Source organism: Herminiimonas sp., assembly GCF_030655415.1.
Genome location: NZ_JAURVN010000015.1, coordinates 216,060 through 229,994 on the forward strand (window position 1 = coordinate 216,060; position 13,935 = coordinate 229,994).

Here is a 13,935-nt window from a genome sequence, read left to right on the forward strand (position 1 = left end):
TGGGAGATTGAGATGAGTGCAACATACGCAAATGCGCCTTATTATTTCGTGCCGGGTCCGTCCAGCTGGCCGGTGGCCGCGGGTATTTCCCTGCTGACGATGATGCTTGGCGCGTCGGGTTGGGTTAATGATGCAGCCTGGGGGCCGTATGCGACTTTCGCAGGCCTGCTCGGCTTTCTCGTCGTACTGTACAAGTGGTTTGGCGATGCGATAGGCGAATCTGAAGGTGGCATGTACAACCAGCGTGTTGATGCCTCTTTCCGCTGGAGCATGAGCTGGTTCATCTTCTCTGAAGTCATGTTCTTTGCAGCGTTCTTCGGCGCCTTGTTTTATGCGCGCAGCATCTCTATGCCTTGGCTTGGCGATCTGGATCACAAAATCTTGTGGCCTGATTTTGCAGCGCATTGGGGCAATGTTGGTCCTGCTGGCACCGTTGAATCATTCACGACGATGGGCCCGTTCTGGATCCCGACCATCAACACCGCGTTGCTTTTGCTGTCTGGCGTCACGCTGACAATTTCGCATCATGCGATTCGTGCAAATCATCGTACCCAAACAGCGATCTGGCTGGCGGCGACAATTTTGTTGGGCGCGATTTTCATGGGCTTCCAGGTTTATGAATACATGCACGCATACAGCGAGCTGAACCTGAAGTTGACATCTGGTGTCTATGGTTCTACCTTCTTTTTGCTGACCGGCTTCCATGGTTTCCATGTGACCTTGGGCGCGATCATGTTGAGTGTGGTTTTGTATCGTGTGCTGAAGGGCCATTTCACAGCGGAAAATCATTTCGCGTTTGAAGGCGCAGCCTGGTACTGGCACTTTGTTGACGTGGTCTGGCTTGGTTTGTACGTTGTTGTTTACTGGTTGTAATCAGTAATCAGCAAGACATAAAAAAGCCGCACTTCGGTGCGGCTTTTTTACGAGCAAGTCGGATGTTGTACTAGATGCAAATCTTGATTTCAGCGTATGCCGGTTGGTTGTATATAACCGAGGCGATACGCCAACAGGACTAAAAGAAATAGTGTGATCGAGAAGCCGACGCGCATCGCGAGTGCCTTGACCGTACGGTCGCTTTTGCCTTTATCCTTCATCAGGAAAAACAGTGCGGAGCCAAGGCTGCCGAGGATCAGGATAAAAGCGATGGCGACGAAGATTTTCATGATTGTGTCTGTCTACCGTATGGCATGGGTACGCAACGCAGAATGCTTAGAGTGAATTGGTATTGTAATGCGAATCACCTTTCGATTTAGGCTCATTCCATTTATCGCTGCAGCGATTGCAGTGGCAATAGGATTGTCGCTGGCGCAATGGCAGACTCATCGTGCGGTCGAGAAGATTGAACTGGCAGAGAAGCTGCAGGCACGCCAGTCTGCACCGGCGATTCGACTGGATGCAAGCTTGCCTAATGCCGAGGATCTTGAGTTTAGACGGGTGCTTGCCAAAGGCGAGTTCTTGCGCGACTGGCCTGTGTATCTGGACAATCGTCCGCATAATGGTGTTGCCGGTTTTTATCTGTTGATGCCGTTCAAGATTGTTGCGACCAATCAATATGTGTTGGTCGCGCGTGGCTGGATTCCGCGCAATCCATCTGATCGGATTAAAGTACCAGCCGTTGTCACACCTGATGGCACGATTGAAATTGAAGGTGTGGCGCGGCAGTCTATCGGTCAAGTCATGCAATTAGGCGCGGTTGATGCGCCACAGCCGCATGCGATTGTGCAAAATCTGGATATCCCCAGCTTTGCAGCATCGAGTAAATTGACGATGCAGCCGATTTTTCTTGAACAGCTATCCGATACCCACGATGGCTTGGTGCGCGACTGGCCCTTGCCATCTACCGGGGTGGAAAAACATCGCGGTTACGCCTTCCAGTGGTACGCATTGGCGGCAATGGCTTTTATCTTTTTTGTTGTGACAGGAATTCGCCGTGGAAAAAAGTAAAAACAAGGGACGCTGGAAATTACTCGCCGTGATTCTGGTGTGTGCATCGCCGATTATTTTGTCGTATCTGACGTACTACGTGATCAAGCCGCAAAGCCGTACTAATTACGGCGCGTTTATCGATCCGCGTGATCATCCGATTCCTGCGCTGGGAACCACGACGCTGGATGGCAAACCAATCGCACTGGATGCTTATAAAGGCAAGTGGATCATGCTGCAGGTTGACGGCGGAGAATGTCCTGCCGTCTGTGAGAAAAAACTGCATGACATACGCCAGCTACGTCTGGCGCAAGGCAAGGAGATGGAACGCATAGAGCGCGTCTGGTTGATCACCGATAACAAGCCGCTAGACACGATTTTGATCCGTGAATTTGACGGCACAAACATGCTGCGTGCAAAGGCAGATGTCGTGCGTGGATGGTTGCCAGTGGAAGAGGGCACGACGATATCTGATCATATTTTCATGATCGATCCTCTGGGCAATTTGATGATGCGCTTCCCTAAAGATGCAGACCCGAACAAGATTAAAAAAGACGTCACCAAACTTTTGAAAGCTTCTTCAATTGGTTGATTCCAATACTCTGTTCCAGCTAGCCAGCAAAGGACTTTTTGTCGCGATGCTGGCATGTGTGATTGTCTGGTCGTCGAAAGATCCAGACAAGTATCGCAAGCTGGTATGGGTGACGGTGTTCCTCACCTTTGACGTGATCATGTTCGGCGCATTCACGCGGCTAACCGATTCCGGCCTTGGTTGCCCTGATTGGCCAGGTTGTTACGGCCATGCCAATCCTTTGCAGGCGATGGAACATATACGCGCCGCTGAAGCCTTGATGCCCGATGGTCCGGTGACCGTGATGAAGGCATGGGTGGAAATGATTCATCGCTATCTTGCGATGGGCATCGGTGTATTGATCATCGCGATTATGGTGATTGCATGGCGCTTCTGGTTACAGAGCGGCCGTACTAACCAACGCTTCTCGCCGCGCTACCCGATGCTGCTGTTTGTCTTCGTCTGCATACAAGGTGCGTTTGGCGCGTGGACTGTCACGATGAAGTTGCAACCCATCATCGTGACCATCCATTTATTGCTAGGCATGCTTTTACTCGGCATGTTGACCTGGGTGGGCGCTTACCAAAAAGATCATGCGTACGTCGCAGAGCAAGCATCAGCATTGCGACTTCCTGCATTGATAGGTTTGCTATTGCTGACCGTACAAATTGCGTTGGGCGGCTGGGTTAGTACCAACTATGCAGCGCTGGCTTGTACTGATTTCCCTCTGTGTCATGGCGCATTGATCCCGCAGATGGATTTCGATAATGGCTTTACCTTGTGGCGCAGTCTGGGGATGACTGCCGACGGTGAGTATTTGCCGTTCGATGCGCTGACAGCGATCCATTGGACGCACAGAGTTTTTGCATTTGTGCTGGCCGCTTATCTTGCGTGGCTGGGTTATCAAGCGCTCAAGCTTGAAGGCATGCGGCCGATTGCGCGTGCTTTGCTGGGCGCGCTGGCTTTGCAAATCACGATTGGTATTGCCACCGTGTCATTGAAATGGCCGCTCGCACTTGCAGTAGCGCACAACGGTTGTGCCGCGCTGCTTGTGCTGCTGCTGGTCATGTTAAACTACAAGACTAGAATCTCGGGTCAGCCCGGGAAATCGTGAGTCAGATCAAATAGTTTTTGCAGATGTATTTGTATTGATCTGTTCACCCGCCGCATCAAAAGATAACGCATGACAACCCTGACCGCCTCTCCCAATCGCATCGCCCAATACTGGGCACTGACCAAGCCGCGTGTGACGCAGCTTGCAGTTTTTTGCGCCGTGATCGGCATGTTTTTGGCAACACCTGAACTGCCAAGCTGGAAGATCGTCGTTGCTGCAACTGTCGGCATCTGGCTGTTGGCCGGTGCTGCTTTCGCGATTAACTGTCTGGTCGAACGTGAGATCGATTCACGCATGGCGCGTACTGCGCGTCGTCCGATGGCGCGCGGCGAAATCACTGTGCCGCAGACGCTGATTTTTTCGGGCGTGCTTGGCGGCGCGGGGATGTGGATACTTTATAACTTCGTCAATCCGTTGACGATGTGGCTGACCTTCGCAACCTTCGTTGGTTACGCCGTGATTTACACCATCATCCTGAAACCAGCGACGCCGCAAAATATCGTCATCGGCGGTTTGTCCGGTGCGATGCCACCAGCACTTGGTTGGGCTGCGGTCGCGAATGATTTACCTATGCAAGCGTGGATTTTGGTCCTGATTATTTTCATCTGGACGCCGCCGCATTTCTGGGCGCTGGCTTTGTATCGTCGCGATGAATATGCAAAATCCGGTTTGCCTATGCTGCCGATTACACACGGTACGGCGTTCACGCAATTCCATATCTGGTTGTACACGATCGCCTTGGTGGCGACTACTATGTTGCCGTTTGCAGTTGGTATGAGCGGCTTGATTTATCTGGCTTCAGCGGCTGTGCTCGATGCAATTTTTGTCTGGTATGCGTGGCAGGTTTATCGGCATTACACCGACATGATCGCGCGCAAGATGTTTACGTATTCGATCATTTATTTGTCGCTGCTGTTCGCCGCATTATTGGTCGACCACTATTTAAGGTTTTAAAAAGATGCGTCTACGTTCCTTGCTGTTGATCTGTACTGCTTTGTTTGCGTTAAGCGCATGTGGCGAGAAGGCTGCGCCTGTGGCTTTCAATAATACGGACGTGACCGGGCTGGCATATGGCAAGGATTTTTCCCTGCATGACCATAATGGCAAGCCACGTACCTTGGCCGATTTCAAAGGCAAGGCTGTAGTGGTGTTCTTCGGCTTTACGCAATGTCCTGATGTTTGCCCGACGACGATGTTGGAAATGGCAAACGTGATGAAGGCTTTGGGTCCGGATGCTGACAAGGTGCAGGTATTGTTTATCACGGTTGATCCTGAGCGCGATACGGCAACTCTGTTGTCGCAATACGTGCCCGCATTTGATCCTCGCTTCCTGGGTTTGCGTGGTGATTTGGCAGAGACTGAAAAGACCGCCAAGGAATTCAAAGTTTTTTATCAAAAAGTGCCGGGCAAAACGCCGGGTAGTTATACCGTCGATCACACGGCTGGCAGCTATGTATTTGATCCGCAAGGGCGCATACGTTTATTCATACGCCACGGTCAAGGTGTAGAACCTATCGTGCACGACTTGAAGATTCTGTTGGCCGAACCTGCTTGATCAGTTCAGTAAATCCGACATAAAAAAAGGCGCTCAATTGAGCGCCTTTTTTGTTCACTGCAGCTTGCTTAACTACACATATTTGATTATGCGTAAGCAGCCAGCGAACCTTTCATTTTTTTCAATGCAACTGCTTCGATCTGACGTATGCGTTCTGCAGAAACACCGAACTCATCAGCCAGTTCATGCAAGGTTGCGCCTGAGCCATCATCGTTGGCCAACCAGCGCGCTTCCACGATGCGACGTGAACGCGGATCCAGTTTGCCCAACGCTGTCGACAAACCTTCGGTTTGCAGTTTGTCGTAGTTCTGTGCTTCCAAAACTTTGGTCGGCTCTTGCATATCCGAAGACAAATAAGCGATAGGTGCAAATTTGTCGTCTTCATCATCAGTTGGCGCTTCCAGCGCAATGTCGCGACCGGATAAACGCATTTCCATCTCGATGACTTCTTCGCGTTTGACGTTCAGCGTTTTTGCCAAAGCATCTACTTGATCAGGCGTCATCGAATCGAGGCCGGTTTTATGGCTGCGCAGATTAAAGAACAACTTGCGTTGTGCTTTGGTCGTCGCAACTTTTACCAAGCGCCAGTTTTTCAGGATGTACTCATGCATTTCTGCCTTGATCCAATGCATCGAATACGAAACAAGACGCACGCCTTGATCGGGATCAAAACGTTTCACGGCTTTCATCAAACCGATATTGCCTTCTTGAATCAAATCCGCATGTGGCAAGCCATAACCCAAGTAGCCGCGGGCAATTGAGACAACCAGACGCAGATGCGAAAGCACCAGCTTTTGCGCAGCGCCCAAATCGTTATCGTCGCGCAGACGACGAGCCAGTGACATTTCTTCTTCATGCGTCAGCATAGGCAGGCGATTGACCGCCGAGATGTAAGCGTCAATATTGCCCAGCGCGCCAGAAAACCCCAGTGCCATGATATTGCTGGCTGGAATCATTGCGGTTGATGCAGATGCTGCTTTCATACTTTCTCCTTGCTCACTTTTATTCAGAATCGACTCGCCTTGCTGCTGCGAAATCGTTTAGAACGGCTATATTAGCACTCTCTACGAATGACTGCTAATGAGCGTTTTATACTAGACCGATAGCTAAAATGCTATTGCATTTTTGATCACAATAAATCTTGGCTTACTAGAATTAGAGCGAACTTCTGCTATGAAGTTGCGTGTGAGGGATGTTTTTTCGCAGGATTTTTAAGTGCTTTTTACTTCCGAGCGGAAAGTACTTTATTGCGTGGAAGTCGCCGCATCAGACGCCTGAAAGGCTAGTGTGCGCTTACATTAATAATTTGGCATATTTGAAATAGCGCTCATGAAGATAAGCGCTATTTGTATTTTTAAGCCAGTCGCGCCAAATGCCGCTGCACCGATAACAGTGCTCCCAGCAAACCGAGGAAAGCACTGGCCGCCAACATGATCAAGGTTGCGCTGACATCAAGCGGAACCAATCGGAATTCGGACGCATACAGCCGCGCAAAGTCTGCGATAGCTGCGTTGAGCGGATTCAAGGCAATCGCAACCGCGATCAACGCAACGCCGCCAGCGATCAGACCGAGCAGGGCGCCTGTGTAATAAAACGGCCTGCAGATGAAAGAGTCGGTGGCGCCGACCAGACGCGAGACTTCGATTTCTTCGCGCTGCGTCATGACTTGCAAACGGATCGTGTTGAACACGACGGCAACCACCACCACGCCCAAAGTCGCAGCGAGGAATAGCAACACCAAGCGCATCACTTGCAGCAGCGCTGCCAAACGCTCCACCCATGCCGAATCAATTTGCACGTATTCAACGCCATTCAAGGCCTGCAGTTTTTCAGTAATTTGCTTGATCTTCTTGGCGTCGTCATCGTTCTGGAAGCCCGTCATTTTGACGACGTAGGCATCTGGCAAAGGATTCGCGCCTAGCGTGCTGATGGCGTCTTCCAGTCCGGTTTTATCTTTCAGCGTGCTGAGCGCTTTTTCGCGCGGAATGAATTCCAGCTTGACCGGATGTTTGGCTTCTTGCGCGATGCGTTTGATTTCCGGTGCGAGCGCCGTAGCGCGTTCACGCGATGCATCCATCTGCATGAAGATGCTGATTTCCGGTTCAACCGCTAACTGTTCGGATACGGGTCTGACGTTTTCAATCAGTGTCAAACCAGCAAATGGCAATGCTAATGCAATCGACACGACCAATACGTTGAGTAAAAAATTGCCCGGTGTTTTGAACAAGTGGCGAAACGCATCGCCTAGCGCGAAACGATGTTGTCTGAACCAGCTATTCATGCCATCACCTGCGGAGTCGTTCTGCGCCAGCTTTCGATAATCTTGCCGCGATCGAGATAAATCACGCGCGTTGCCGTATCGAGAAATTGTTCGTCGTGGGTAGAAATCAGGCAAGTAACGCCGACTGCGTTAAAAGCTTTTAACGCGTCCAGTACCTTGTTGGCGCTCTCGCGATCCAGATTTGCGGTCGGCTCATCTGCCAGAATAATTTGAGGACGATTAACGATGGCGCGTGCAATCGACACGCGTTGTTGTTCGCCGCCGGATAAGGTTTGCGGTGCGGAGCTGGCTTTGTCGAGCAGGCCGACTTTATCCAGCGCAGCGCGTGCGCGGCGTTCTGCATCGGAGCGTGACGCACCGCAGACGACTAACGGCAACATCACATTCGCCAGTACATTACGATCCGACAGCAAGCGTTGTTGCTGAAAAATCAAACCGAGATTGCGACGCAGATAAGGCAGGCCGGAATTTTTGATGCGACCGATATCATGGCCGCTGACGATGACGGTACCTTCAGTTGGTCTTTCCATCGCGGCTATCATTTTCAATAGCGTGGATTTGCCAGCGCCGGAAGGGCCGGCCAGAAAGACCAGTTCGCCTTTGTTGACCGACAGTGTGATGTCGGACAGCGCGGTGACGTTTTGCGTATATTTTTTTGAAACCTGGCGAAATTCAATCATCGATGTCGCTTTATCCCAAGAGAGCTTCTACAAATTCCTGCGCATTGAATGGCTGCAGATCTTCGATTTGTTCGCCGACGCCGATAAAGTAAACCGGTATCGGTCGTGCGCGTGCAATCGCTGCAAGTACGCCACCTTTGGCCGTGCCGTCGAGCTTGGTGACGACCAAGCCGGTGAGGCCCAATGCATCGTCAAAGGCTTTGACTTGCGTCAGCGCGTTTTGTCCGGTGTTGCCGTCTATCACCAGCAAAATCTCATGCGGCGCGGACGCCATGCCTTTGGCTGTGACGCGTTTGATTTTCTTTAATTCTTCCATCAAATGCAATTGCGTAGGCAGGCGTCCGGCGGTGTCGACCATCACGACATTCGTGCCGCGTGCTTGCGCAGAATGAACCGCATCGAAAGCGACTGCGGCCGGATCTCCAGACTCTTGCGCGATTACTGCCACGTTATTACGCTCGCCCCATACCGTCAATTGCTCGCGTGCGGCAGCACGGAAGGTATCGCCCGCTGCCAGCAAAACAGATTGGCCGTGCGCCTGCAGATGTTTAGCGAGCTTGCCGATAGTCGTGGTTTTGCCCGCGCCATTGACGCCGGTGATCATGATGACCAAAGGTTGATGTTGCCCTAGCACCAACGGCTTTTGCAGCGGCGTCAGCATGTCGAGTAGCAAGCTGCGTAAGGCCGTTTTGACTTGTGTGGCTTCGGTCAGTTTTTCATTCTTGACCTTGCGCTTCAATTCATCGAGCAGGAATTGCGTGGCATCGACGCCCGCATCGGACATCAATAATGCGGATTCCAGCTCTTCATATAATTCATCGCCGATTTTTGCGCCGACAAATAATGTCGTCAAATGGGATGATGTTTTGGAAAGCCCGACTTTCAGTCGCTCTACCCATGATTGCTTTTGCTCTACCGGCGTAACGGCGGCAACGATTTCCGTTGGCGTTACAACTGCGGCAGACACAGCTGGTTCGGGAATTGGCGCCGGCGTTACAGGCGCGTTCGCCAGCGGTGCAGGTTCTTGCGGTTTTTTCTTGAAGAAACTAAACATCGGGAATGGGGTCAGAACAGCGGTCACAGGCGCTTGCCGGTGTGTTGCAGGCAAGCGGATACAATCGACGTATTCTATCAGAGCGAAGGCTATCAAATTGCGTATTAGAACAATGAAAACAATGCTGTTGGCAGGATCAATTATTTTGGCGACGTCATTTGCGCATGCCGCACAGACTGAAGAATTCACTTTGAAAAACGGCATGAAGATTATCGTCAACGAAGATCATCGTGCACCAACAGTGGCGCACATGATCTGGTATCGCGTCGGCGCAGTGGATGAGCGCAACGGTACGACGGGCGTCGCACATGCGCTGGAACACATGATGTTTAAAGGCACCAAGAAGCTGAAAGTAGGGGAATTCAGCAAGCGTGTTGCCGAACTAGGCGGCCGTGAAAACGCATTTACCAGCAAGGATTACACCGCTTATTTCCAGCAAATCGAGAAATCCAAGCTCGAGGCCGTGATGGCGCTGGAAGCCGACCGCATGGTCAATCTGCAATTCGACAAAAATGAATTCGCCAAAGAAATCCGCGTCGTGATGGAAGAGCGCCGCCTGCGTACCGACGACCAGCCTATCGCAATGGTGCAGGAAGCATTGACCGCGACTGCCTACGCCGCGCATCCATATCGCAATCCGGTCATAGGCTGGATGGATGATTTGGAAAACATGACCGTCGCCGATGTAAAAGCCTGGCATGACGCTTGGTATGTGCCGAACAACGCGACGATGGTTGTGTCCGGCGATGTCGATGCGAAACAGGTTTTTAAACTCGCAGAAAAATACTTTGGCAACTATGCGGGCAGAACCTTGACGCGTACCCGTCCGCAAAACGAGCCGCCGCAATTCGGTATCAAACGCGTGACCGTTAAAGCTCCAGCAGAAAATCCCTATGTCGTATTGGCATTCAAAGTGCCTGCTTTGAAGGATGTCAAAAAAGATGACGACGCCTTCGCGCTCGATGTGTTGGCAGCCGTGCTGGATGGTTACGACAATGCACGTCTGACCGCCAAGCTGGTTCGTACAGATCGTGTTGCGAATGAAGTTGGCGCTTCGTATTCTGGTATCGCCCGTGGGCCAGTGATGTTTTTGCTGGATGGCTCGCCGGCGGCTGGCAATACAACTGAACAACTGGAAAAACAATTGCGTGCTGAAGTGACACGTATCGCCACCGATGGCGTATCGGAAGCTGAATTGAAGCGGGTGAAAACGCAGTTGATTGCAGGCCAGGTTTACAAACGCGATTCAGTATTTGGTCAGGCGATGGAAATTGGCGCGATGGAAATGTCGGGTCTGTCGTACAAGGATATCGATTTAATTATTGAGCGCTTGCGTGCGGTGACGCCGCAACAAGTGCAGGCAGTGGCGCAGAAGTATTTTGGCGATGAGGCGTTGACGGTGGCGACCTTGGTGCCTTTGCCGATGGCGGATAAAAAACCTGTCGCGCCAGCAGCAAGCGGTCCGCTACGTTGATAGCGGTGGTATCGCTTTTAGCTGCGTTCAAAACTAAACAAGTATTTCTGGAGTCCCATGTTTAAAATAATTACAGGCTTGGCCTTATGTGCCGCATGCAGTATTTCTCACGCTGCATTACAGATTCAATCGTGGACCTTACCGAATGGCGCGCGCGTGTTGTTTGTCGAAAATCACACGATTCCGATTCTCGATCTGAGTGTTGATTTCGATGCCGGTGCGCGTCGTGACCCAACTGGAAAATCAGGCGTTGCCGCGTTGACGAATGCGATGCTGGCACGCGGCATTCGTGCAGCACAAACGTCGAATGAGTTAGCGCTGAGCGAGGCGCAAATCTCCGATGCGTTTGCTGATACGGCAGCTATCCGTGGCGCCAGACTTGACGACGATCGTTCTGGTGTGACCTTGCGAACGCTGGTGTCGGAACGTGAAGTTGCGGTGCCATTGGTGGGACGTTTACTGGCTGAGCCCAGCTTTCCGCAAGAATTTTTGACGCGCGATAAGGCGCGCACGATTGCTTCGATCAAAGAAAGTTTGACGCAGCCGGAAGCGATTGCCGACAAAGCATTTTCGCGCTTGTTGTATGGCGCTCATCCGTACGGACAGCAACTGACAGTGGAATCGGTGACGGCAATTACGCGTGACGATTTGCTGGCTTTCCATACTGCGCATTACGTGGCGAACCGTGCAGTGGTCGCATTGATAGGCGATGTCACGCGTGAGCAGGCAGACAAAATTGCGCAGGAACTCACGCGACGTTTGCCGCAAGGAGCTGCGTTGCCGAATTTGCCGGTAGTGCCAGTCGCGAAAGGTGCAGAAGAACGTATCCCGCATCAAGCGTCGCAAGCGCATATCTTGATCGGTATGCCAGCGATGGCGCGTCACGATCCTGATCACTTCGCGCTAACGGTCGGCAATTATGTATTAGGCGGTGGCGGTTTTGCTTCGCGCTTGATGCAGCAGGTGCGTGAAAAACGTGGCCTGACTTACGGCGTCAGCAGCTACTTTAATCCGATGGCGCAACCAGGACCTTTCCAGATTGGTTTGCAAACCAAAAAAGAACAAGCTAGCGAAGCATTGAAAGTGACGCGCGATACGATGACTGAATTTTTGCGTGATGGCCCGACCGCAGCGGAATTGAAAGGCGCGAAGGATAATTTGATCGGTGGTTTTTCGTTACGTATCGATAGCAATAAAAAGATACTCGAGAATATTGCCGCGATTGGTTTTTACCAGTTGCCGCTGGATTATCTGGATACCTGGACCGCGAAAGTGGCTGCGGTGACGACGGCTCAGGTCAAGGATGCATTCAATCGCAAGCTGCAAATGGATAAATTATCGATAGTGGTCGTAGGAGCAGAAACAGGCGCGGATAAGTAAGCATGGGCAGATAGATAGACGCCACGCTGGCTTGCATGGAGCGTAGTCATTACAATCCATGCTGCGCGCACTTTTCAGCGCGTGGTTTCAATCACACCGTTCCATTGCATCGTCACTCATGTCCAAAAAGATACGTAATAAACCGCCTAAACCTGCCCCCAAGCGCCTACCGCGTCCCGTCATGACGCACCAGGTGCGCATCATAGGCGGGCAATGGAAGCGCACGCCGCTCGTCGTTCTCGATGCAGAAGGTTTGCGGCCTACGCCGGATCGTGTGCGCGAAACAGTATTCAACTGGATCAATCATTTGATCGACGGCAACTGGAGCAAGCTTAAATGCCTGGATCTGTTTGCCGGTACCGGCGTGCTCGGCTTTGAAGCGGCAAGTCGCGGTGCGGAGCAAGTCGTGATGGTAGAAATGCATACACCTGCAGTACGACAACTCGAAGCGACCAAGGAAAAACTGCGCGCTGATCAAGTTAGCATTGTGCGCGGTGACGCTTTCGCGGCAGCACAAGGTATGCAGGCACGCGGGGGCAACGGTCAATTCAATCTGATTTTTCTGGATCCGCCGTATCTTCAAAACTGGCTCGCCAAAATATTGCCGGTGTGCGCGCCTTTGTTGGCGGACGGCGGTTTGATTTATGTCGAATCTGAAGTGGCTCTTGATGGTGAGACGCCTCCTGATTGGCTGCAAGGCTGGGAAGTCGTGCGCGCAGACAATGCAGGATTGGTTTTTTACCATCTTTTGCAAGCGAAAAAACTCGCCTAACTTCAGGCATAATGCGCTTTCAGTTTATTTGCGGTGCCCATAGTGTCGTACTGCGCTATGCCGGAACCAGAAGCAAAACGCTCATATTGCCCCTTCAACCGGCGCATCTGCCGCGTGCTTTGTCCGCCAGCTGACACTTAGCCACCATACGGGAGCCATCATGGTCACAGCCATTTATCCAGGAACATTCGATCCACTGACACGTGGACACGAAGACCTGGTACGTCGCGCATCAGGTTTGTTCGACAAGTTGATTGTCGGCGTTGCCGACAGCAAGAACAAAAAACCATTCTTTTCGCTGGAAGAACGCCTGACCATTTCGAATGAAGTGCTTGGTCACTATCCGAACGTGCATGTCGAAAGTTTCTCCGGCTTACTGAAAGATTTTGTTCGTCGCCACGATGCACGCGTGATCGTGCGTGGTTTGCGCGCGGTATCGGATTTCGAATATGAATTCCAGATGGCTGGCATGAATCGCTACCTGTTGCCCGACGTCGAAACGCTGTTCCTGACCCCGTCCGATCAGTATCAATTCATCTCTGGTACGATAGTTCGTGAGATCGCTGCACTCGGTGGCGACGTGTCGAAGTTTGTTTTCCCATCAGTCGACAAATGGCTGAAAGAGAAAATCGCGGCACAAGCGCTGGAGCAAAAGTAAGCTGAAACTGGAGTTGTCATGGCCTTGCTGATTAAGGATACGTTGAACGGAGTTACGCAAGGTCACGCCTTGTGCCGGTCAGCGCAGCAAACGCCTGCAGGTGTTAGTTGTATTCGTCCTGCAGATGCGGAGGCAATATGGCACTGCTGATCACGGACGAATGCATTAACTGCGACGTATGCGAACCGGAGTGCCCGAACGATGCGATTTACATGGGGCAGGAGATCTACGAGATCGATCCGACCAAATGTACGGAATGCGTAGGCCACTTCAGCCAGCCACAATGCCAGGAAGTCTGCCCGGTCGAATGCATACCCTTCAATCCGGCGTGGCGCGAAAGCAAGGAAGAGTTGCAAACCAAATACGAAAGACTGCAGTCTGAACTTAAAGCCGTGTCGTGAAAATAGCAGCGCAATAGAAAAAGGACCAATCATTGGTCCTTTTTTTATTGCGTATTCAATTTGATTTCAGTC

At 51.6% G+C, this 13,935-nt stretch carries 16 protein-coding genes; 11 read left to right on the plus strand and 5 right to left on the minus strand.

Annotated elements, in window-relative coordinates; translation table 11 throughout:
- Positions 1–12 precede the first annotated feature (12 nt).
- Positions 13–873 carry a cytochrome c oxidase subunit 3 gene (locus Q7T66_RS14340; RefSeq protein ID WP_304933970.1) on the plus strand — a complete coding sequence of 287 codons (861 nt, stop codon included), beginning with the start codon at positions 13–15 and terminating at the stop codon, positions 871–873.
- A gap of 89 nt (positions 874–962) precedes the next feature.
- Here Q7T66_RS14340 and Q7T66_RS14335 read toward each other — a convergent pair whose 3' ends face one another.
- Positions 963–1,163: a twin transmembrane helix small protein gene (locus tag Q7T66_RS14335; RefSeq protein WP_304933971.1), complete on the minus strand. Its 201-nt coding sequence runs from the start codon at positions 1,161–1,163 to the stop codon at positions 963–965.
- Positions 1,164–1,230: 67 nt separating this feature from the next.
- On the opposite strand from Q7T66_RS14335, the gene Q7T66_RS14330 reads away from it, so the two are divergent.
- The 5 genes from Q7T66_RS14330 (at position 1,231) to Q7T66_RS14310 (ending at position 5,163) form a co-directional block, all read left to right on the plus strand.
- Positions 1,231–1,944, plus strand: coding sequence for an SURF1 family protein (locus tag Q7T66_RS14330; protein WP_304933972.1), 714 nt, complete (start codon positions 1,231–1,233; stop codon positions 1,942–1,944).
- Positions 1,931–2,515 carry a cytochrome C oxidase subunit I gene (locus Q7T66_RS14325; protein ID WP_304933973.1) on the plus strand — a complete coding sequence of 195 codons (585 nt, stop codon included), beginning with the start codon at positions 1,931–1,933 and terminating at the stop codon, positions 2,513–2,515. The genes Q7T66_RS14330 and Q7T66_RS14325 overlap by 14 nt, the downstream gene beginning before the upstream one ends.
- Positions 2,516–2,561: 46 nt before the next feature.
- Positions 2,562–3,608 (plus strand): heme A synthase, encoded by a 1,047-nt coding sequence (locus tag Q7T66_RS14320; RefSeq protein ID WP_304933997.1) that lies wholly within the window; start codon positions 2,562–2,564, stop codon positions 3,606–3,608.
- A 69-nt stretch (positions 3,609–3,677) separates the two neighbouring features.
- Positions 3,678–4,562: a heme o synthase gene (gene cyoE, locus Q7T66_RS14315; protein ID WP_304933974.1), complete on the plus strand. Its 885-nt coding sequence runs from the start codon at positions 3,678–3,680 to the stop codon at positions 4,560–4,562.
- A gap of 4 nt (positions 4,563–4,566) precedes the next feature.
- Positions 4,567–5,163: an SCO family protein gene (locus tag Q7T66_RS14310; protein WP_304933975.1), complete on the plus strand. Its 597-nt coding sequence runs from the start codon at positions 4,567–4,569 to the stop codon at positions 5,161–5,163.
- An 86-nt stretch (positions 5,164–5,249) separates the two neighbouring features.
- Here the strand turns inward: Q7T66_RS14310 and rpoH are convergent, their stop codons facing one another.
- The 4 genes from rpoH to ftsY all read right to left on the minus strand — a co-directional run bounded on the left by rpoH (position 5,250) and on the right by ftsY (position 9,178).
- Positions 5,250–6,146, minus strand: coding sequence for an RNA polymerase sigma factor RpoH (gene rpoH, locus Q7T66_RS14305; RefSeq protein ID WP_304933976.1), 897 nt, complete (start codon positions 6,144–6,146; stop codon positions 5,250–5,252).
- Between the two features lie 371 nt (positions 6,147–6,517).
- On the minus strand, positions 6,518–7,444 hold the full coding sequence (gene ftsX / locus Q7T66_RS14300) for a permease-like cell division protein FtsX (RefSeq protein WP_304933977.1): 927 nt from the start codon (positions 7,442–7,444) through the stop codon (positions 6,518–6,520).
- Positions 7,441–8,124, minus strand: coding sequence for a cell division ATP-binding protein FtsE (locus Q7T66_RS14295; protein ID WP_304933978.1), 684 nt, complete (start codon positions 8,122–8,124; stop codon positions 7,441–7,443). Before Q7T66_RS14295 ends, ftsX begins: the two co-directional genes overlap by 4 nt.
- Before the next feature lie 10 nt (positions 8,125–8,134).
- Positions 8,135–9,178 (minus strand): signal recognition particle-docking protein FtsY, encoded by a 1,044-nt coding sequence (ftsY, locus tag Q7T66_RS14290; RefSeq protein ID WP_304933998.1) that lies wholly within the window; start codon positions 9,176–9,178, stop codon positions 8,135–8,137.
- A gap of 121 nt (positions 9,179–9,299) precedes the next feature.
- Here ftsY and Q7T66_RS14285 point away from each other — a divergent pair, with 121 nt between their 5' ends.
- The 5 genes from Q7T66_RS14285 to Q7T66_RS14265 all read left to right on the plus strand — a co-directional run bounded on the left by Q7T66_RS14285 (position 9,300) and on the right by Q7T66_RS14265 (position 13,863).
- Positions 9,300–10,652 (plus strand): pitrilysin family protein, encoded by a 1,353-nt coding sequence (locus Q7T66_RS14285; RefSeq protein ID WP_304933999.1) that lies wholly within the window; start codon positions 9,300–9,302, stop codon positions 10,650–10,652.
- 57 nt (positions 10,653–10,709) lie between these two features.
- Complete coding sequence (locus Q7T66_RS14280) at positions 10,710–12,032, plus strand: pitrilysin family protein (protein WP_304933979.1); 1,323 nt, start codon at positions 10,710–10,712, stop codon at positions 12,030–12,032.
- A gap of 118 nt (positions 12,033–12,150) precedes the next feature.
- The gene (gene rsmD, locus Q7T66_RS14275) at positions 12,151–12,804 is read left to right on the plus strand and encodes a 16S rRNA (guanine(966)-N(2))-methyltransferase RsmD (RefSeq protein WP_304933980.1); all 654 of its coding nucleotides are present in this window, start codon (positions 12,151–12,153) and stop codon (positions 12,802–12,804) included.
- 160 nt (positions 12,805–12,964) lie between these two features.
- A complete protein-coding gene (gene coaD, locus Q7T66_RS14270; RefSeq protein ID WP_304933981.1) occupies positions 12,965–13,462 on the plus strand; it encodes a pantetheine-phosphate adenylyltransferase in 498 nt (165 codons plus the stop codon).
- Positions 13,463–13,599: 137 nt separating this feature from the next.
- Complete coding sequence (locus Q7T66_RS14265) at positions 13,600–13,863, plus strand: YfhL family 4Fe-4S dicluster ferredoxin (RefSeq protein WP_304933982.1); 264 nt, start codon at positions 13,600–13,602, stop codon at positions 13,861–13,863.
- The last annotated feature ends 72 nt before the right edge of the window (positions 13,864–13,935 follow it).